Source organism: Halioxenophilus aromaticivorans (assembly GCF_042850945.1).
GTDB classification, from domain to species: Bacteria; Pseudomonadota; Gammaproteobacteria; order Pseudomonadales; family Cellvibrionaceae; genus Halioxenophilus; species Halioxenophilus aromaticivorans.
This window is the reverse complement of record NZ_AP031496.1, coordinates 1,877,010-1,895,931: the sequence shown is the minus strand read 5'-3', so window position 1 is coordinate 1,895,931 and position 18,922 is coordinate 1,877,010. Positions and strand designations below refer to the sequence as shown.

The 18,922-nt window shown below is 50.7% G+C and carries 20 protein-coding genes; 9 read left to right on the top strand and 11 right to left on the bottom strand.

Annotation, left to right across the window (positions count from 1 at the left end; genetic code table 11):
- Positions 1-22 precede the first annotated feature (22 nt).
- Positions 23-1,213, bottom strand: coding sequence for a hypothetical protein (locus ACGHM3_RS08210; protein ID WP_345418056.1), 1,191 nt, complete (start codon positions 1,211-1,213; stop codon positions 23-25).
- A gap of 153 nt (positions 1,214-1,366) precedes the next feature.
- On the opposite strand from ACGHM3_RS08210, the gene ACGHM3_RS08205 reads away from it, so the two are divergent.
- Positions 1,367-2,419: a DUF3549 family protein gene (locus ACGHM3_RS08205; protein ID WP_345418053.1), complete on the top strand. Its 1,053-nt coding sequence runs from the start codon at positions 1,367-1,369 to the stop codon at positions 2,417-2,419.
- Between the two features lie 106 nt (positions 2,420-2,525).
- Here the strand turns inward: ACGHM3_RS08205 and ACGHM3_RS08200 are convergent, their stop codons facing one another.
- Positions 2,526-3,542 carry an aspartate carbamoyltransferase gene (locus tag ACGHM3_RS08200; protein ID WP_345418050.1) on the bottom strand — a complete coding sequence of 339 codons (1,017 nt, stop codon included), beginning with the start codon at positions 3,540-3,542 and terminating at the stop codon, positions 2,526-2,528.
- A gap of 318 nt (positions 3,543-3,860) precedes the next feature.
- On the opposite strand from ACGHM3_RS08200, the gene ACGHM3_RS08195 reads away from it, so the two are divergent.
- The gene (locus tag ACGHM3_RS08195; RefSeq protein WP_345418047.1) at positions 3,861-4,913 is read left to right on the top strand and encodes a DUF2971 domain-containing protein; all 1,053 of its coding nucleotides are present in this window, start codon (positions 3,861-3,863) and stop codon (positions 4,911-4,913) included.
- Positions 4,914-5,038: 125 nt separating this feature from the next.
- On the opposite strand, the gene rraA is transcribed toward ACGHM3_RS08195, so the two are convergent.
- The 3 genes from rraA to ppsA all read right to left on the bottom strand — a co-directional run bounded on the left by rraA (position 5,039) and on the right by ppsA (position 9,429).
- Positions 5,039-5,533 carry a ribonuclease E activity regulator RraA gene (gene rraA / locus ACGHM3_RS08190; protein ID WP_345418045.1) on the bottom strand — a complete coding sequence of 165 codons (495 nt, stop codon included), beginning with the start codon at positions 5,531-5,533 and terminating at the stop codon, positions 5,039-5,041.
- A gap of 123 nt (positions 5,534-5,656) precedes the next feature.
- Complete coding sequence (locus ACGHM3_RS08185) at positions 5,657-6,445, bottom strand: sulfotransferase domain-containing protein (RefSeq protein WP_345418042.1); 789 nt, start codon at positions 6,443-6,445, stop codon at positions 5,657-5,659.
- A gap of 614 nt (positions 6,446-7,059) precedes the next feature.
- Complete coding sequence (ppsA, locus tag ACGHM3_RS08180; RefSeq protein ID WP_345418039.1) at positions 7,060-9,429, bottom strand: phosphoenolpyruvate synthase; 2,370 nt, start codon at positions 9,427-9,429, stop codon at positions 7,060-7,062.
- Positions 9,430-9,528: 99 nt separating this feature from the next.
- On the opposite strand from ppsA, the gene ACGHM3_RS08175 reads away from it, so the two are divergent.
- Positions 9,529-10,347 carry a pyruvate, water dikinase regulatory protein gene (locus ACGHM3_RS08175; RefSeq protein WP_345418037.1) on the top strand — a complete coding sequence of 273 codons (819 nt, stop codon included), beginning with the start codon at positions 9,529-9,531 and terminating at the stop codon, positions 10,345-10,347.
- Positions 10,348-10,381: 34 nt separating this feature from the next.
- Positions 10,382-11,770, top strand: coding sequence for a leucyl aminopeptidase family protein (locus ACGHM3_RS08170; RefSeq protein WP_345418035.1), 1,389 nt, complete (start codon positions 10,382-10,384; stop codon positions 11,768-11,770).
- On the opposite strand, the gene ACGHM3_RS08165 is transcribed toward ACGHM3_RS08170, so the two are convergent.
- Complete coding sequence (locus ACGHM3_RS08165) at positions 11,767-12,468, bottom strand: hypothetical protein (protein WP_345418032.1); 702 nt, start codon at positions 12,466-12,468, stop codon at positions 11,767-11,769. The genes ACGHM3_RS08170 and ACGHM3_RS08165 overlap by 4 nt on opposite strands.
- 432 nt (positions 12,469-12,900) lie before the next feature.
- Positions 12,901-13,296: a hypothetical protein gene (locus ACGHM3_RS08160; protein WP_345418029.1), complete on the bottom strand. Its 396-nt coding sequence runs from the start codon at positions 13,294-13,296 to the stop codon at positions 12,901-12,903.
- A gap of 469 nt (positions 13,297-13,765) precedes the next feature.
- Here ACGHM3_RS08160 and moaC point away from each other — a divergent pair, with 469 nt between their 5' ends.
- The 4 genes from moaC to ACGHM3_RS08140 all read left to right on the top strand — a co-directional run bounded on the left by moaC (position 13,766) and on the right by ACGHM3_RS08140 (position 15,394).
- Positions 13,766-14,254 (top strand): cyclic pyranopterin monophosphate synthase MoaC, encoded by a 489-nt coding sequence (gene moaC / locus ACGHM3_RS08155; RefSeq protein WP_345418026.1) that lies wholly within the window; start codon positions 13,766-13,768, stop codon positions 14,252-14,254.
- Positions 14,255-14,344: 90 nt separating this feature from the next.
- Entirely contained in the window at positions 14,345-14,632 is a 288-nt protein-coding gene (locus ACGHM3_RS08150) for a MoaD/ThiS family protein (protein WP_345418023.1), read from the top strand.
- A 2-nt stretch (positions 14,633-14,634) separates the two neighbouring features.
- Positions 14,635-15,102, top strand: a complete 468-nt coding sequence (gene moaE / locus ACGHM3_RS08145) for a molybdopterin synthase catalytic subunit MoaE (protein WP_345418020.1) — start codon at positions 14,635-14,637, stop codon at positions 15,100-15,102.
- A 22-nt stretch (positions 15,103-15,124) separates the two neighbouring features.
- Positions 15,125-15,394, top strand: coding sequence for a hypothetical protein (locus tag ACGHM3_RS08140; protein ID WP_345418017.1), 270 nt, complete (start codon positions 15,125-15,127; stop codon positions 15,392-15,394).
- A 129-nt stretch (positions 15,395-15,523) separates the two neighbouring features.
- Here ACGHM3_RS08140 and ACGHM3_RS08135 read toward each other — a convergent pair whose 3' ends face one another.
- Both ACGHM3_RS08135 and ACGHM3_RS08130 read right to left on the bottom strand, forming a co-directional pair.
- Positions 15,524-16,321, bottom strand: coding sequence for a class I SAM-dependent methyltransferase (locus ACGHM3_RS08135; RefSeq protein WP_345418014.1), 798 nt, complete (start codon positions 16,319-16,321; stop codon positions 15,524-15,526).
- A gap of 20 nt (positions 16,322-16,341) precedes the next feature.
- Positions 16,342-16,791, bottom strand: coding sequence for a hypothetical protein (locus tag ACGHM3_RS08130; RefSeq protein WP_345418011.1), 450 nt, complete (start codon positions 16,789-16,791; stop codon positions 16,342-16,344).
- 104 nt (positions 16,792-16,895) lie between these two features.
- Between ACGHM3_RS08130 and ACGHM3_RS08125 the strand changes: the two genes are divergently transcribed.
- A complete protein-coding gene (locus ACGHM3_RS08125) occupies positions 16,896-17,408 on the top strand; it encodes a hypothetical protein (RefSeq protein ID WP_345418008.1) in 513 nt (170 codons plus the stop codon).
- Positions 17,409-17,640: 232 nt separating this feature from the next.
- Here ACGHM3_RS08125 and ACGHM3_RS08120 read toward each other — a convergent pair whose 3' ends face one another.
- The gene (locus ACGHM3_RS08120; RefSeq protein ID WP_345418005.1) at positions 17,641-17,913 is read right to left on the bottom strand and encodes a PilZ domain-containing protein; all 273 of its coding nucleotides are present in this window, start codon (positions 17,911-17,913) and stop codon (positions 17,641-17,643) included.
- A gap of 77 nt (positions 17,914-17,990) precedes the next feature.
- The gene (locus tag ACGHM3_RS08115; protein WP_345418002.1) at positions 17,991-18,779 is read right to left on the bottom strand and encodes an MBL fold metallo-hydrolase; all 789 of its coding nucleotides are present in this window, start codon (positions 18,777-18,779) and stop codon (positions 17,991-17,993) included.
- Positions 18,780-18,922: the final 143 nt, after the last annotated feature.

The following is an 18,922-nucleotide window of genomic DNA, read 5'->3' as shown; positions in this document are numbered from 1 at the left end:
AAATCGGATTTGAAAATGCGGCTTACAAAGCCGCCACGGATTCACGCAGTGCCTCTACGCAATCCAGCAATTGTTCGTCGCACAGGTAAGGCGCCGGCCCCAAACGCAGATACTCGCTCTTGTAATCACAAATGACACCGATATCGCGCATGTGGGCTTGCAACGCCGTCGCGAAGGGCGTCTTTATCGAGAGGAAGCCGCCCATAAATTCCACTGACGTAGAAAGGCGAACCACCTTAGGGTCTAAATCCAGTTGCGAAAACGCTACTGCCATAGTGGATAGCTGATGGTGATTGATATCGTGCAGTAACTCCGGTGTTAACTGCTGCTGACGAAAATAATCAAACACCTTTACCGCACGAAAATACGGCAGCATATCTCGGGTGGAACCATCAAAACGCTGGCCCACAGCATCGGCGTAGGCCAGGGGTTGCGCCGAGGGCGAATCTAGGTTGGGGTCAAACACTCCAAACCAGCCAGTCACCGCCGGTTTAAAGTCTCGCCAGGGAGGCACGTGCATAAAACAATTGCCATCCCCCATTTGGCAATACTTGGCGCCACCGGCCACCACAAAGGCCTGCTGCAGGTTGTGCTCTGCCACCGAAAACGACAGCACATTCACACTGTGGTAGGCGTCGATAAACAACTCAATGCCCAAGGATGCGCAAGGCGCCATCAAGGTATCGACCTCCCACACTTGATGGCCGGAGGTGTGGTCCACGGTGGACAAACACACCGCTAGGGTGTCGTCATCCAAATTAGCCAATACTCGCTCAACTAAATTACTGGCCGGCGCTGGGTCCAGTAATACCAGTTCAATTCCCAAATCTTGGCAGCGTACCAATTGCCGCAGGATGGAGGGATGCTCTCCGGTAGTGGTGATGATTTTCTTGCGCTTGTCGTAATCCAAGCAGGATAAAAACCGCACAAACAACTCATGCACGCTGGCCGCCAGGGCAATGCAACCCGGCTGGCTTTCCACCAACTGGGCAAACCCCTGGCGCACCAGCTCGGTTTTTTCGAGTTCTATATCAACGCGCTCGTTGCCGTATTTGCTCAGGCACTGCCAGTGCTCGGCGTAACCGGCCTTGGCCACATCCGGCACCGCCTGATAGACGTGACCGGTGAGCATGAGTTTTAACTCAACCTGGGCGTGTTGGTAATGGGGCGCAATCAGATTCGGGTTGCGACTAAAAGGCTCCACTGCGGACATAGGGCGTTTCCTGGCTCATCTAACCGGTATTAAAAGAGGGTTTAGGGTAGAAAGTATAGCCAAACATTAGCAATGCGTAGGGCAGCGGTAAAGTTGGGTTTGCGTTACAATTCGCCGCCGAAGACTACAAAGCAGCAGAAACAGAGTAAGACTATGGCCAATGTAGAAGGCATCACCGGGTTTTTTGAGTATTTAGGTGCCGAAGCACGCTACTTCGATTTGGGGCGGCGCATTCAAAAGCTCTCCAAGGAAGCCTTTACCAAGGCCGATCAGCTGGCCACCCCCTACCCCCATGCCTATCTCGGCCATGCCTGGCTGGGCGTGGTGTTTTGGACGCAAGCCAACAAAGCCAGCCCCATGGTCTGGTCGTTGAAGTTGCCGCTGGATGAAATGGGGTTTCTGGCCCCCGGGGAGCGCGATCAGTTTCTGCAACAGCTGCTGCTGTCCATAGGCTCCAATATCCAAGCGGCGCAGAGTGGCCAGCAACTCAGTGCCGTGCTGGACAACAACCCCTACGCCTTTAGCCTACCGCAAGATCGACAGGCCGCTTTCCACGCCAAAGTCAGCGCCATCCTAATACGTCCTCCCAGTCAGTTCTTCCAAGCCGCCCACGATTATCTCGCATCCCCCAACGACGAAGCCTGGCAAAACCTGGGCATTCAGGGCCTAGCGGATGTCACCGCCCGCTGGCAGGATTACCAAACACTGTTAAAACAAGGCTTAAAACAAGCCCCAGCGCCGGCCTTTATTGGCTTTGCCCAATTGCTGGAGCACGAGGCCATCAACGCCAGCCTGTGCCAAACCCTGATTGATCGCTTACACTGCGAATTACAAACCGACCAACCCAATAGCAATGTTATCGCTGCCGCCATCCGTGGTATGTCACACAGCCAAGCCACCGGGTTAAGGCGCCAAGCCCTAATCAAATCAATGGCACTGATGGCCGAGCCCGACGTTGAAGTGGTGGCAGCCATCGCCTCGCGCTGCAGTGCCGACTTGGCCGACACCGAACTCGGCTTACAGTTTTTAGAGCTATTGGCAAAGCTTGGCCACGATAATTTTATTCAAGTGGTAGCGGATCTAATGGCATTACCCGAACTGAAACCCAGCCTAATGCAAGCCCTGCGTCATCCACAGCGCTCAGCAACGCTGATGGCTGCCATTGGCGCATTGTTTGAACGGGTACAAGCCGGTGGTAATGGGTAAAGCGGAAGGTGAAAAGAGGAAGGTGACGGGCTGTTACCCTGCAACAGTATCTGTGTCGCTGCAGGCATAATCAAAGCCGTCATTTACGTGGCCAACAACTTCTGCGCTAGCCATTGCGAGAGGCATTGTACCAACGCACGTCACGGGCGTACTTGTCTACCTGGTCGGCGACATCCAACACCAGGGCAAACAGCGCCATGCGCACCAAAACGCCGTTGTCGGTTTGTCTGAATATGGCCAGGTTGGGGTTTTGGTTGAGGTCATTATCCAGCTCGTTAGCGTCGGCCCGAGAGTCTCGGGGCAAGGGATGCATGATTACCGTGTTGGGTTCGCAGTACTGCGTATAGATGGCCTGGTTCAATCTGAACCGGCCGCGGTATAAATCAGCCTCGTCTTTACTTTGAAAACGCTCTTCCTGGATACGCGTGGAGTAAACAATATCCACTTTTTGAATGCTTTCGGTGAGTTCGTCGGTGACCTTGACATCGTGGCCTCGCAGGCGCAGCTGCTCAACAATTTCCTCGGGCATTGCCAATTCTTTGGGCGACACCAAAATCAGCTGAATATCCTGGTACAACAGCAGCAGCTTGGCCAAGGAGTGCACTGTTCTGCCGTATTTTAAGTCACCAATCATGGCGATGCGCATGCCATCTACGCCCCGCCCCCGGCCGGCTAACTCGCTGCGAATGGTGTACAAATCCAGCAGCGCTTGGCTTGGGTGTTCATTAGCGCCATCGCCGCCATTGATTACTGGCACTCGGCTGGCTTCGGCAAACTCCGCCACGGAGCCCTCCTGAGGATGCCGCATGCAGATGACGTCGCTGTAACCGGATAACACCCGGGCGGTGTCGTACAGCGACTCCCCTTTGGCAATGGCCGAGCTTTCAAAGCCAGTGGTTTCCCGCACTTCGCCGCCCAGCAGGTTAAAGGCGCAACCAAAACTAACTCGGGTACGAGTACTGGGCTCAAAAAACATATTACCCAGGATGGCGCCTTCCAACACCCGCGTGACACGCCTGCGCGCAGCGTAGGGAGTCATGCTGTCTGCCACGGTGAACACCCGTTCTATGGTGTCTCGATCAAACTGCGATATCGACAAGATGTGACTTCCGGTTAATTGCACGGTGGCCTCCTGGGTTTCTGGGGACAGGGGTTACTGGGGACAGGCTATACCTGTGGGTTGGGACGGCCGCTATTCTAAAGTAAGCGAGCGGTGTTAGAGAAGCGAGCTCGGTGATTATTTGGCAGCCCGGCCGTTGTACAGGCCAAATACGGGTGTTCTGTAAGCCGGCGCAAACCACCTTATAAAGTAATTTGAGCGGATGGACGGTTGACATATCCCGTAAACTTTTGAATTGCCGTGCCGATAACACTTATGTTGCCCAGTGCACAGTCAATCGTGGGGCACCAGTTACGACGTTATGATTTAGAAGGATAAGCCGTGGTTAACAAAACCCCCGACAGTCTCGTGAAATTCTGCGATACCGTAACGGCCGAAAAAATTCTCACATCGCAAGCGCTGCGCTGGAGCGCCCCACACCTTTTCATCGACCCTTTTGAACTCAACCACACAAGTGAGCTGTGTTTTACACCGCAGGAGCTGCTCGCAGCCACGGTTAAACACGCAGTAAACTTGATCTTTTGCCCGGACAGGCCGGGGGGTTCAACGCCGATATTGCAGGCCATACGCCGATGGCGCTCGGAGGATCGATTTGCCTCACCGGATGAGGCCGATGAGGTACTGAGAGGTTTACTGAAACCTCTGGTAAATGCCCGCGACGAATATAATCAACGGCTAATGCAAAACTGGCGCAGCTACTGTATGCGACTGCGATTGTGTTGTTTTAGCTCGCGATTAAACAATCCCATGGCTTGGCAGCAATGGGGTAATCATCATAGAGGGGTGGCCCTGCGATTTAATGTTGGTGAGCACACCGACTTTGAAGAGCCTCATAAAATACAGTACCAAGACACACGCCCGGAAATTAGCTTATTGGCAGATCAGGTAGAGGCTGTTATTAAGAATTTTCAGGAAGAGCATGGCCAGGTATTTACCGATAAATTTCTCACCAAAGCCAAAAGCTTGGCCCACCAACGAGAATGGCGTTGCTTTAAAGTTATTTCAGAAAAAGCGCTGGCCCGCACCGACGATGACTACAGCGATATTGTTTTCAACGGCGCAGATCTAGACGCAATCTGTTTCGGTTTACATACACCCAAATCCGCCCGCGAATCTTTAATAGAACAGGCGCTAGCCATCAACCCCAACGTGCGCGTTTTGCAAACCGAAATGCAGCCGGGCAGTTATCAAATGGCCTTCCGCCGCAAGTTTATCAAAAGCCAAATGCCAGAGCTCGACCCGGCCCTAGAAGAAGACACTGGGGAAGATTTCGACGACCTGCCGGATCTAGACCAGGACTCGATCTCCGGCGATGCGGCGCTGGACCAAATGCTAGAAGAAGTTTCTCTGCCGCTAAATGAACACAGGGCCTAAGCTCTAGGGCCTGTTAACACTAATTTGCTACCACTGCTGGAGGCTGCGCGCCCCGAGTATCTTCCTGTTCAACTGAGGCTCCGAACTAGTATTAACAGGCCCTAGGCCCTGTAGGCTCGGCGTAGTTATATTTTAGTTAAATCTAAGGCGCTGTCGGAAAACACCACACCATTATTATCGGCGTAGACAGTATCGCCGGCTTTAATTACGGCACCACCGAATTCTAGTTCAACGTTTAAATCGCCAATGCCACGTTTTTCAGTTTTAAGAGGAATGCTAGCCAACGCTTTAACCCCCAAACTCAAATCAGCTAAGGCATCGACATCACGCACACAGCCGTAGATAACTAAGCCTGCCCAACCATTTTTAACCGCCGCTTCGGCGATCATGTCGCCCAGCAATGCGCGTCGTAAGGAACCGCCGCCATCGACAACCATCACTCGTCCGTTACCCGGCTTGGAAGCCTGCTCCTTCACCAAGGAATTGTCTTCGTGGCATTTAATGGTAACGACCTCACCATAAAAGTTGCTTTTGCCACCATAACTGTTCAGCGCTAAGTGCAGCACACGGACGTCGTCTGGGTAAGCATCACAAATATCTGGAGTACACCATTGGCTCATAGAATTTACCTGCTAACTGAAAAATTAAATTAGCAGCATGCGCCAAGTATCTGCAAATAGCAATGCGACTAAGGCATTCTTTAGCGTGGGGATGGCTAGCGAGAATAGCTGGCCAAAGCCCGGTTATACGGCCAACAAATTGCTGTATTGGCTGCGGTGTATCGCAGACTGAAAATCGTCAAAGTTATCGATCACCTGCTCCAAGGAGCGCGACAAAATTTTCTTTTGTTGGCTTTTTTCGGCGATGGTTTCCACGCCTAAAAACTGAAACACTTGGTTGCACATTGCCTGCAAACAAATGCCGTCTTTGAAGGCATCTTCGTAACGGATAGTCAGCACCCTATTCGGCGCCAAACTGGCTATCAATTGATGGGTGTAATCGAGTTCGCCGCGTAAGACATCCAGCGACTGCATCATGTCATCGATATCGATGGTCATTTTAGCCAGGCGCGTGGTGCTACTTTCCGATAACACAACGCGATTACGTTGCAACGACTGCACCGAGATGTAGCGGTCCAGAATGTTTTCGCGATATAAATATATGACATCAATATCGTGGTGATCCTGCAGATAGTCCGCCAAGCCATTGCGCTGAAAATGGATACCAAACTCTTTAATACCCAGGGATTTAACCGCTGAATGCCGCTTTAAATTGACTGGTTTGTGTTTGATGAGATGCTGCTTAGCAGACCAAGCCTGGGCACAGTAAAACAAGGCTTTGCTGTTGTAGAGCTGATCGAGATAGCTGGGCAGCGATTGGTTCTCCAATAGCCCCACCCTGCGCAGTTTGCTGGGTAAGGTCCAATCCCCCAGTACCTCGCCATAATTAACAATTTGCGGGTGTAAATTCAATGAATTAGTCAGAAAATTACTTCCTGAACGACCGTGTGTCAAAATCAAATGTCGACGCATAAAACTGTAAACCTGTTTGGAACCCTGTACACCGCACTGAGCCAAATACCAGTATGATGGCCTTTAACCTGCTTGCACTGAAACCTGTGGTTTAGTACAAATAATACTCTCCACTGCTGCTCGCACTGCTTTCTGCTGATCACCAGTTACTTCTGTCATGCAACCTCTTGCACATAACCTCTTACAAACAACCTTTTGCCCACAAAACTAGCAACTTTCGAGCCGATTCCTATTTGGCCTCCTAACACGATCCTAGCCCGGCAATCCGTTCTGCGTTCTGCGTTCTGCGTTCTGCGTTCTGCGTTCTTGCTAATATAGAAATGTTTCGGCGGGGTTAGACTAGAGCAATGGCCAATTTTTAACACCTGTTCTTGGTAAAAAGTGACCGCGGAATGCAAAAAACAGTCGACTCATTGCTCATATTTGTGAACATTTTACAAAGGATGGAAATTTGAACAGTCATTTTGACAATGCAGGCTCATTCCAAAAGCGCCAGCGCTGGATGACCTTTAGATGAAATTGAGGTGGCCACGGAAGAGTAAAAGAAGGCAGCGGAAGAAAATGGGAGGGGAAGAAAAACGGGCCGAATAACTCGGCCCGTTAAAGGTAACAGATTACTTGCTGTTTTCGGCTAAGAACATCCAGGTTTCCTGCACAGTATCTGGTGTCAGTGATACCGAGGTGATGTTTTGCTCCATCAACCAGCGTGCCAAATCAGGGTGATCCGAAGGCCCCTGGCCGCAGATACCAACGTACTTACCCTGGGCTCGACAGGCTTCGATGGCCATTTTCAGCATCTTCTTAACGGCTTCGTTGCGCTCATCAAACAAATGGGCAATTAACCCAGAATCACGATCCAAACCTAAAGTAAGCTGAGTCATATCGTTGGAGCCGATGGAGAAGCCATCGAAGTATTGCAAGAACTCGTCGGCCAGTACTGCGTTGGAAGGCAGCTCGCACATCATGATCAGTTTTAAACCATCCTGACCACGCACTAAACCGTTGTCCGCCAGGATCTTTTCCACCGCCTGAGCCTCGCTCACGGTACGAACGAACGGAATCATCAGCCATACGTTATCCAGCCCCAGTTCATTGCGGACCTTCTTCATGGCTTTGCATTCGAGTTCAAAACAATCGCGAAAGCTTTCAGCAATGTAGCGTGAAGCACCGCGGAAGCCAATCATTGGGTTTTCTTCTTCCGGCTCGTACTGGTTACCGCCAACCAGGTTGGCGTATTCGTTGGATTTAAAATCCGACATCCGCACAATGACCTTGTTAGGGTAGAAAGAAGCCGCAATGGTGGCCACGCCTTCAACGATTTTTTCGACGTAGAAATCCACCGGTGATTCATAACCAGAGGACATTTCGGTTATGGTGGTTTTCAGCTCTTCGCTCTGCTGATCAAAATTCAACAGCGCTTTAGGGTGTATCCCGATTTGGCGATTGATGATGAATTCCAAGCGCGCCAAGCCGACACCTTTGTTGGGCAACATGGAGAAGCTCATAGCTCGATCTGGGTTAGCCACGTTCATCATAACGTCGACCTCAAGCTCTGGCATTTCAGAGGTATCGGTTTTGATGATTTCAAATTCGAGTAATCCGGCCCAGATGTTACCGGTGTCACCTTCGGCACAGCTCACGGTGGCTTGTTGACCCGTGGTTAGGCGCTCGGTGGCGTCTTCACAGCCAACCACCGCTGGGATACCGAGCTCGCGAGCGATAATTGCCGCGTGACAGGTACGCCCACCACGGTTGGTTACAATCGCCGCACAACGCTTCATGACGGGCTCCCAATCCGGGTCGGTCATGTCGGTAACCAGTACATCGCCATCCTGAACTTGATCCATTTCCTCAAGGCCCGCCACAACTCGAACATTACCGGCGCCTATTTTATCGCCAATGGCGCGGCCGGTGGCCAACAGCTCGCTGGTTTCTTTCAGGCGGTAACGCTCCATGGTGTTACCGGTCATCTGGCTGCGTACGGTTTCGGGGCGCGCTTGCAGAATATAGATTTTGCCGTCGTCACCATCTTTACCCCATTCGATATCCATGGGGCGACCGTAATGCTCTTCGATGATCATAGCTTGTTTAGCCAGCTCTAAAATATCGTCGTCACCGATGGAGAACTGGCCGCGAAGATCTTCCGCCACCGGGACCACCTCAACGGACTTACCGGCCTCGGCGCTGGCACCATAGATCATTTTCTCCGCTTTTGATCCCAGAGTACGACGGATAACACTGCGGTGGCCTTTGGCCAGAGTAGGTTTGTGAACGTAGAACTCATCGGGGTTAACCGCACCTTGTACGACCATCTCGCCCAAACCGTAAGACGCGGTGATAAACACCATGTCTTTGTGGCCAGATTCAGTGTCGATGGTGAACATTACACCGGAGGCGCCGGTTTCACTGCGGCACATGCGCTGAATACCGGCCGACAAGGCCACGTCTTTGTGATCGAAACCCTGGTGAACTCGATAGGAAATGGCACGATCATTGAACAGCGACGCAAACACCTCTTTACAGGAGTGCAGTACATTTTCGATGCCACGGATATTAAGGAAGGTCTCTTGCTGGCCGGCGAAGGAAGCATCCGGCAAGTCTTCGGCGGTAGCAGAGGAACGCACGGCAACGGCGATGTCGTCTAGATCACCACACAGATCTTTGTAGCCGTCTCGGATGGCTTGTTCCAGCTCTGGGGTAAAGGGGGTTTCTACCACCCACTGACGGATTTGCTTGCCAGCCTCGACAAGTGCGTTAACATCGTCGATGTTGAGCTCGTCGAGTATCTTGTGGATTCGGTCATCGAGGCCACTTTGACTGAGAAAGGTTCGGAACGCATCGGCGGTGGTGGCAAAGCCGGTGGGAACGCGAACGCCCAAGCTGGTAAGATGGCTAATCATCTCACCTAGAGAGGCGTTCTTGCCGCCAACTTTTTCAACATCATTCATTCCCAGTTGTTCAAACGGGATAATCTGATCGACCACAATAACTCCTTGTATGCACAAACTTAGAAGGACGGCGCATGATAACAGCAAACGACAATCATCAGAACAATTTAAAACTTGGCCGAGAGAATCTAACCTATGACCGCTAGATACGCTTTTTTTATTTCCGACAGCACGGGCATCACATCGCAAACTTTAGGAAACGCACTTTTACCTCTGTTCAAGGAAACGCAGTTTCACAAAGTGTATCTGCCCTATACCGACAGCATTGAAAAAGCCGACGAAGCAATCAGGCAAATTAATGAAGCGGCTGCCAAAACTGGGGCCAAGCCTTTAATTTTTGACACCATCATGAACCCCGAAATACGCGATCACATTGCGCAGTCCAAAGGCTCACTGATGGATATTATCGGTACGTTTTTGCCTTCCTTGGAAAAAGAACTAGGTTCCGTGTCATCTTATCAGGTTGGACAAAGCCACGATAACCCCTCCGGTGAACGGGCTTTAATTCGGATGGATGCGGTAAACTTCGCACTGGAAAACGACGACGGCATGAAGACTCGGTATTACGGTGATGCCGACGTAATCCTAATTGGCGTATCGCGTAGCGCCAAGACACCCACCTGTTTGTACATTGCTATGCAGCACGGCATTTTTGCTGCCAATTACCCATTGACAGAAGAAGATTTAAATAAAGGCGAATTACCCAAAAGCCTCAGGGAGCATAAAAACAAGCTGTTTGCGCTCACTATCGACCCTTCACGGTTGTCCGACATTCGCCAGCAAAGACGAGCCGATTCTAAGTACGCTTCCATAAAACAATGCGCCTGGGAAGTAAAAGAAGGGCTATTTTTGTATCGCAAACTAGGCATTCCGACCATCGACACAACGTCGATTTCTGTGGAAGAAATTGCCACCCAAATTATTGTGCAGAAAAACCTGCAACGCCGAGTTTAATTTATTAAAAACCGGTTAATCATTAAGGAATACAATGAGCGAAGTAATTTTATTACCAACTGCAAACGTTTACATTGGCACCGAAGGCATCAATTTGATTGTTAACGATCAAAAAAATTTTGATCAATGGCGCAATCTCCAACCCAGCCATGTACAAAATTGGCTAACCAGCACGAGCTTTACTGGCAAAGGTGTGGCACTTATACCAAGCCCCACCGGTGAGCTCAGCCAAGCAATCTTTTTTTGTGATACAGAAGATTTTTTCTGCTGTGGCGATTTGGCCAAAATGCTCCCGCCAGGCAAATATCATTGCGACGAAAAAAATTCGCAGCTATTGGAAAAGATAGTACTGGGTTGGTACTTGGGCAGCTATCAATTTTGCGCGTTCAAATCCAACCAAGACGGCAACCAAAAGTGCCAACTTTTTGTCCAAGATTCCGCTTTATTAGAACGCGTAGAAAAAACCGCTCGGGCGGTGTATTTAGCACGCGACCTTATTAATACCCCAGCAGAAAACTTAATGCCACAACACTTGGCGTGGTGTGCAGAAAAAATGGCTCAAACCCACACGGCAACCCTACGCCAGTGGGTGGGCGAGGAGCTATTGCAAGACAACTTCCCCACCATTTATACCGTTGGCAGGGCCAGTGAGCACCCATCTCGGTTAATCGACCTGACCTGGGGCGACAGTGCCGCTCCCAAATTGACATTAGTGGGGAAAGGCGTGTGTTTTGATAGTGGCGGCCTGGATCTAAAACCATCCCAGGGGATGCGTTTAATGAAAAAAGACATGGGCGGCGCAGCCCATGCCCTGGCATTGGCTGAATTGATTATGGCCAATCAACTGCCCGTTCGTCTTAGGGTTTTAGTACCCGCGGTGGAAAACGCCATCGGCGGCAACGCGTTTCGACCGGGCGACGTTATCACCACACGCCAGGGCACCACGGTGGAGATCGACAATACCGACGCCGAAGGCCGCCTGATTTTGTGCGATGCCCTGGCCGAGGCCTGTACCGAGCAACCGGAACTGGTGATTGATTTCGCCACCCTAACCGGAGCCGCTCGGGTGGCCCTGGGTACGGAACTGCCCGCCCTCTTCTGCACTCACCCAGACGTTGCCGAAGCGGTGGCCCAACAGGGCAGCGAAATTGATGACCCAGTGTGGCCCATGCCTCTGCACAAGGCCTATCGCTCCATGCTCAACAGCGAAGTTGCCGACATGGTTAACAGCGCAGCCAGCCCCTTGGGCGGCGCTATCACTGCAGCGTTATTTCTACAGGAGTTCGTTAGCCCGGATACCCAATGGATGCACTTCGATGTGATGGCCTGGAATAACCGCAAATTACCGGGCCGCCCGGTGGGCGGCGAAGCCATGGGACTGAGGGCAGTCTACAACTACCTAGCTGGCCGCTTTGAGCCCTAGCTCCGTATCGCTTTCAACATAAAATCTATGGCGCGGTCATTCACCGCGCCCAACCATTCGATCTCAGGGTATTGCGCTAACGCCAACTCGAAGCACTGGCGCAAATAATCGTGGGGCGAGCGGCCGCTGCCATCCAAGCCAACGTAAAAAGGCGTGTTGGTATAGCGCTGCCAAACATCTCTTAGCCTACGCACCAAGTTTAATTCAACAAACCGCTTGGCGCGTTCTTCTGCAACCTCACTGCGGTTATCAATCACTTTATCCAAGGTAAGTTGCATTTTTTCCAACTTATTGACCATGCCTCCAGCCGGGTGCGGCTGACCACGCAACAGCGCCTGAGCTTTTTGCAGATATTCAATCGCCTGACGGTAATGCTCGTCCCGTTGTTGACGAGATTCCAGCTGCTCGCTTAAAGCCAGAACAATGTAATCGGAAAAGGCGTCACTGACACTAACCACCAGCGTCTGTGGCTGAACCTTAAAGCCATACCGTAACGCAAACTGCTCTGCTTGATCAGTGCCCATCAGCGGCTTAACAACAAACGACCGTCCCATCGCAGGATTCCTATGGTGATATTTTGCCTGTAACGACATCACTATTGCGCCGTGAAGCTTGGGTGGATTCAGGCCCACAAACAACCCCGCTCGGAGATGCTCAAAATGCGGCATATCGGCATCTGTGGTTGAGCGAAGACTCACGTTACTTAAGCCGTTATTGTAAGGTTCGGTAAAGCGAATGCAACGATGAGTACAGGAATTGAAAGTTCTACACTACAGCAGAAAATCAGAGTTCAACGACAAGTGAGCCTCTTGACGGAGAAACATGAGAACATCGAACGCGAGGACAGAGCAACAAAAGGACAAGCGAAGAAAAGAACAAGGAAACAGAGAGAAAGAAATCAAAGCAACAAGCGCACGAAAAAACAGCACCTATAGAGGCAAAAAAGTGTAGAGGCAAAAAGAAGTGTGATATTGACGGAGGATATATACCAGCGCAGATCGAGCTGGCAAGCATCTGTATTCAAAAGGCATCCCTGCCGTTGGCAAAATCTTATTAAAGGGCCGCAGTATTTTAGGATTAACCGGTTACGCCTGCGCGGCGTTTACCACCTCACCTATAAAAAGCAGCGCTTATGCGGCAGAGTCTAACTGGTAGGCAATTTTTCGCTGCTGATCTTTAATCGTAAATTGGTTAGCTAAGCCGGCGCTGGCATCAAAGTATTTCATGCCGGCCATATGGCGGAAGCTGTCTTTTTTATTTTCAAACCATTCGCTTTCAAAAACCACTTCTACCTCATTGAGCGGCTCGTAAAAACTTAACGGGTGTTCATCGTCGATTTGAAACCAGTACAAATCACAACCATCTACCGTGTATTCCAAACCATTATTGAGAAAGCCTTCTAACAGGTTTTTTAAGGCCGGATCGCGTTTCTCGATGTTCGCATTTACAACGGTGGACTCGTTTATATTGAAGGCCAATTGGCCATGATGAAATTTTCTCAATCGAACGGCAATGTGTTTTAACATCAAACTCTCTTAGAACGTTAATTAGGTTGGCCACCAGGGCTACGTACAATGGGCTCTGCTAACGGATGCGGTGCGATAATAAGCTGTCGGAAACTGCACACAGGTTGTGCGACAACTCCACCTAGCTGCCGACCACGTTTTTCATGCCACGCTGCAGTGCACAATGCGTGTGCATTCAGAAAGCGCTTTACTGAAAGAATAGCCGAAAATTTGGTCAGCGGCCGACCAGCATGTGCTTGCGGCCAAACCGCGTGCGTATCCGTTATTGTGGGTTGCAGGAGGATAAAACGAACGCGGCTCAGAATGCGGCGCATTATAACCAAACTTCGCTATTATTAAAGCTAAAAGACCGAAAAACAATCGATTATTGCTCTACGCGTCAAATTTAGTCACTTTCTAGCGTAATAGATTCACTTTATACTGAGGTGAAACGTAACAACGCCCCTTGATTCCCTATTTAGAGTTACCTATGTCTGAACTTACCCACCTTAATGCCGCCGGCGAAGCCCATATGGTTGACGTTGGTAGCAAGCAGGTCACCGAACGCTCAGCCACAGCATCGGCCCAGATTCGTATGCTACCCCAAACCTTGACCTTGATTGTCTCCGGCGGCCATAAAAAAGGCGACGTATTCGCCACCGCCAGAATTGCCGGAATCATGGCAGCCAAAAAGACCAGTGACCTTATCCCGCTATGTCACCCGTTAGCGCTTACCAAAATCAGCGTGGAGCTTACCCCGGACACCGATAATAGCTGCGTGCATATTACCGCCACTTGTAAATTAGCAGGCAAAACCGGTGTTGAAATGGAAGCACTCACCGCGGTAAGCGTGGCCGCCCTCACGCTTTACGATATGTGCAAAGCTGTGGATAAAGCCATGGTGATTAGCGAAGTGAAATTAATGGAAAAACTGGGCGGCAAAAGTGGACCTTGGCAAGCCGAAGACGCGGCAATTTAGCGCAGCACCCGAACCAGTATTTTTTTAAGGGGGGCGCGCCAATGAACACATACGCCACTGCAGGATTAAATCAATTAAGGCCAAGCAGCAATGATTACCGTTTTATTTTTTGCCAGTTTAAGAGACCAACTGGGCAGCGACAAACAATTGATTAACATCGAATCTTTAGCCCAATTTATTGCATCCAATGGCACCCCTACAGAAGCTTTCAACAGTGACCAATTAATAGCATTTTTGTGTCAAAACAATCCAAACTGGCAATCTGTTTTCTCCGAGCAGAAACTGTTTATTGCGGTGAACCAGGAGATCGTCCAGGCGCCCTGCCCCATTGCAGACGGTGATGAGGTCGCCTTCTTCCCGCCAGTTACAGGAGGATAATTATGAGCCACGCCAACATCAGCATTGCCGTGCAACCTGAGCCTTTCGACACCGGCGAAATGTACCATCAACTGAGCCAATGCACACCCTCGCCCGGGGCCGTAGTAACTTTCACCGGCTTAGTGCGCGACCTGGATAACGACAAAAATATTATCGCCCTAGAATTAGAGCACTACCCCGGAATGACTGAAAAATCATTGCAAACTATTGCTCAACAAGCGGCGTCAAAATGGCCAATTCAAGCCATTTCGCTTGTGCATCGCATTGGTCGCCTGGAAGCAGGCCATCCCATTGTAGCTGTCGGCGTCGCCAGCGCACACCGCGTAGCCGCATTCAACGCCTGTGAATTTATTATGGATTACCTAAAAAACGACGCCCCATTTTGGAAAAAGGAAATTCGTACCGATGGCGAGCAATGGGTAGCGTCTAAGCAATCCGACGTGGCGGCCAAGCATCGCTGGCAAGATTAATTTTTTATTGAGGCGTTGATTCGTGTGGCAAAATAATCGCTATTGGGTGGCGCTCAAACATCACTACAGCGCAAGCTTAGATACTGTTTTCAAACAATTTCGTTTAGGCGCGGCAATATTTTTTACCGGCATGGTGGGTGTTTATTCCGGTTATCATATGGAAAGCTCCTGGCCGCAAGAAATCATCCTAGCGATCAGTTTGGTGGTGGTTGCCCTAGGGTTTCTTTTGGCCATGCTTGCTCACATTCGCATGGTAATTATTCGAATAATAAACTTTATAAAAGATCGGTAAATTGTTCTTCTAAAAACCGAGGCCAAACCCCTCGCCTTAACACTGATCAACTTGAGCTAACGCGCTTCCGTAACATGTCATTGCCTTACGCAACTGCCAAACACGACGAAAACAAAAGCCGAGCCATAATTATTGCGGCAATTTTTGATTGACATAAATATCATAACGGCTGGTTTTGCCGCTTAATTGGTAGGTAGGTGGTTGTTGGCCGATGCATTCGGCAAGCCTCGGTCGTTTGACCACTACACGGTATTTGGCCCGCTGACGAGCCGATTCCAGTAGCAGGTGTTGGTCTTGGTCCGCCCCCACCACAGCATGAAAAAACTGCATCTCTTTTTTGACTGCGGCCGATTTTTTGCGGCTAGGAAACATTGGGTCTAGATAAATGATCTCCGGCTCCGGCACATGTCCTGCACCGGCCAACGCCGTTTTAGCATCACACTCTAGCAACTTCATTGCATCCACGATGGCCAAAATATCGGCCTCCTCGGTTAAACGCGCACGGCGTAAACCGTCGGCCAACAACGCGTGTACCACCGGGTTACGCTCTGCCATGGTCACCTGGCAGCCGAGGCTTGCCAGCACAAAGGCATCGCCGCCTAGGCCTGCGGTGGCATCGAATACATGTGGTTTAAAATGCGCTGAGACCCCCACTGCTTTGGCAATCATTTGCCCTTTTCCACCACCGAACAAACGTCGATGCTGGCTCTTGCCGGCTACAAAATCCACCACCACAGGTTGAATTTTGGGCTGAGAATAATCCATAAGACCCAGCCCGCGAGCGGTGATCAGCAGGGCAAATCCTTGCTCGGCACGCCAATTTGCCTGGGTAATTTCGCTCACGCCTAAATGCTGTGCCAACTGTTTTAGCTCAGCGTCTTTATAAGGGTTTAGCAGCACCGTATTGGATGTGGGCGAGCAAGGCATATCAGCTAAGCCATCAACAGTTAAGGACTAACCGAGGCGAATTTACGCGGCGCGGTGCTGCGCAGTACAAAATCGTCACAGGAGTCTATGGCCAACTCACCGCTGTTATTAAGCCGTGCCAGTACCAAATACTCCTCGGCCAGGGCCAGGGTTTTGTAGCAATTATTGAGGGACACATTGAATTTGATAAGGTCTTCGCCAACTGTCAGCCTGCCCTTCCAAACCTCGTCCACCACCGCGCCGTAGCGAACCCCCTCGGAAACGAAACGGCCATTTTTGGACAGCGCCAGGTTAATTTGCTCCATGGCGGTTTCTACAGTAATGGCCGCCACTACTTCGGCGTTGTCTATGCGTTGCTGTAAAGGCACAGCGCCATCTGCCAATGAAAAGCTTTGAGCAAAGACACTCCACGGCCATAATACTGCCGTTACCACCAGCCCACGACTGTATTTTGCCACTAAGTTTAACACCGACCCTTTCCTTTCTAACCACAAATCACTCAATGATGCACCACTCCGATCGGATTAGGTTAAACTGCCTCTTCCATTAGACGGAGTTTACCCAGCCAGCCACCATGCCTGCAAAAATTTCTTTTTCCACCGGCTTAGCTGCCACTATCGCCCTCGCCGGCTGCCAGGACTACCGGGTATCGCTCAATGACCGGCCGGTGTACCAACCGCCGGGGATGGTGCGAGATATCCAAGCCCAGGACCCAGCCCTAAACGCTTGTATAGCACAGTGGATTAGCGACCAAAACATCACCCAACACCGGCAGCTTAACGCACTGAATTGTTCCCACGCTGGCATCAGTGACATTACTGGGCTAAACCAGTTCACTGGTTTACAGCAAGTGAACCTAGCCGATAACCAGATTCAATCGATTGAGGGCTTGCTCGGTCTCAGCCAGATAACGCGGCTGGATCTCTCGGGTAATAACCTAACCCAGCTGCAAACGCTTCTGAATCTGCCGCGGCTCGAATGGGTGGATTTGAGGGGAAATAAAGGCGTGCGCTGCGACGAGGTGGGGCAAATGACGGCCGGCGGAGACGTAGAAGTGGAAGCGCCAAACCATTGCAACGCCAGGTAAGAACGAACCCCTAAACCCCTAATAGAACAGAGCGGCTGGGGCAAACCTAAGCCAAGCCCGCACAATTACGTCGATCATTGCAAACAGCGCCGATGTCGCCTTAATACCGCTTAACTTAGGCCTATTTGCTTCAGTCCGACTTGCTTCAGCACAACTTTGTTCAGTACAAGCTGCAGCAATACAACCTGCAATGGGAGAAATAACCGCAGCGTGACCAGCCGCGTGTCAAACTTCAGCCGGCCGGGGCAAACATCAAGCCTATGTTGTTTTTGTTTTGATGCATAACCTGCATATTGACCGGTTTTTCATTTACCTGGCCCGAAACTTTTTTAAACACCACGCTGACCACAGTACCCACTGGTGGCCGTAACTCGCCTTCGAGCATTACCGATGCACCGCCATCTGAGATATCCCGGGCATAACCCACAATACGGCCAAAGGCTCCGTGGGTGATCTCCACCCGAATTGACGAGGGGCGACGTTCAAAGCGCCGACGTTCATGCATAAACTGTCTCCAAACTTAACTGCACCGGCCAGTGCCGGTGTGCTTGTCATAAGCATAGCCAAGTTTTTGCGCTTAGGTTATGAAGCTTGCTCGCTGAGGACTGGTTGGTCGTTTAAATCGAGCCAGTGAAAACCTTCGTTTTGGCAGGCGAACAGAACTGTTTCAATACACTGCTGCCAGTCTTGGAATTCACGCTGTACCAACTCAAAGCAGTTGTTCTTTTGGCTAATATGCGCCACCACTAATTGGCACAGTTTGTCACTGTAGATTTCAGCCAAAAACTGCAACGCCTGGGCATTACTCAAATGCCCCCACTGCCCGCCCACACGGCGTTTTAAGCTATAGGGATAAGGGCCATTTGCGAGCATTGTTGGGTCGTGGTTAGCCTCCAATATGAGCGCATCGCAACCGTGATATTGTTCGTAAACATGCTCTGAGACACTGCCAAGATCCGTCAAAATACCCAGTCGCTTGCTGTTCGCCGATATCACAAATTGGCTGGGTTCTCTAGCATCGTGGGGAACGGCCACTGGCTGAATGTGCATATCTTCCACCGTGAAGGCGCTGTAGCCTTCAATTAAGTGCAAGTGCGGCACATTGCCAACGGAGCTTTGGTGATAGGTTCCGGCAGTCATATACACCGGCATTTTGTAGCGCCGAGCTAATGGCCCAACGCCCTTGATGTGATCGCCATGTTCATGGGTCACGATGACGGCGTTTAAATCCGCGGGGGATAAACCCAAACGCGCCATGCGGCGCACGGTTTCTTTGACAGTAAAGCCACAGTCCACAAGGATTAATCCCTGCTTAGAGGCAATCACCGTACTGTTTCCTTGGCTACCGCTGCCCAGTGAGGCGTATCTCACAGACACTCCAATTGAGAAGTCATTTTCCGCGGCTATCCATTGCGATAGCCGGTCGTATGGTTTTAGTCGTCCTCGACCGAAGCCAACGCATATCGATTTTTTAGGCCAAAACGGCAACGATGCCGTTTGGCCGTGCAGCGCAT

Bases quoted from the DNA above. Each gene is read 5' to 3' on its own strand.
- ACGHM3_RS08150 (WP_345418023.1), top strand. From the start codon at position 14,345: ATGATTACCGTTTTATTTTTTGCCAGTTTAAGAGACCAACTGGGCAGC.
- ACGHM3_RS08135 (WP_345418014.1), bottom strand. From the start codon at position 16,321: ATGCCTTGCTCGCCCACATCCAATACGGTGCTGCTAAACCCTTATAAA.
- ACGHM3_RS08125 (WP_345418008.1), top strand. From the start codon at position 16,896: ATGCCTGCAAAAATTTCTTTTTCCACCGGCTTAGCTGCCACTATCGCC.
- moaC (WP_345418026.1), top strand. From the start codon at position 13,766: ATGTCTGAACTTACCCACCTTAATGCCGCCGGCGAAGCCCATATGGTT.
- ACGHM3_RS08175 (WP_345418037.1), top strand. From the start codon at position 9,529: ATGACCGCTAGATACGCTTTTTTTATTTCCGACAGCACGGGCATCACA.
- ACGHM3_RS08170 (WP_345418035.1), top strand. From the start codon at position 10,382: ATGAGCGAAGTAATTTTATTACCAACTGCAAACGTTTACATTGGCACC.
- ACGHM3_RS08185 (WP_345418042.1), bottom strand. From the start codon at position 6,445: ATGCGTCGACATTTGATTTTGACACACGGTCGTTCAGGAAGTAATTTT.
- moaE (WP_345418020.1), top strand. From the start codon at position 14,635: ATGAGCCACGCCAACATCAGCATTGCCGTGCAACCTGAGCCTTTCGAC.
- ACGHM3_RS08210 (WP_345418056.1), bottom strand. From the start codon at position 1,213: ATGTCCGCAGTGGAGCCTTTTAGTCGCAACCCGAATCTGATTGCGCCC.
- ACGHM3_RS08120 (WP_345418005.1), bottom strand. From the start codon at position 17,913: ATGCATGAACGTCGGCGCTTTGAACGTCGCCCCTCGTCAATTCGGGTG.
- ACGHM3_RS08160 (WP_345418029.1), bottom strand. From the start codon at position 13,296: ATGTTAAAACACATTGCCGTTCGATTGAGAAAATTTCATCATGGCCAA.
- ACGHM3_RS08205 (WP_345418053.1), top strand. From the start codon at position 1,367: ATGGCCAATGTAGAAGGCATCACCGGGTTTTTTGAGTATTTAGGTGCC.
- rraA (WP_345418045.1), bottom strand. From the start codon at position 5,533: ATGAGCCAATGGTGTACTCCAGATATTTGTGATGCTTACCCAGACGAC.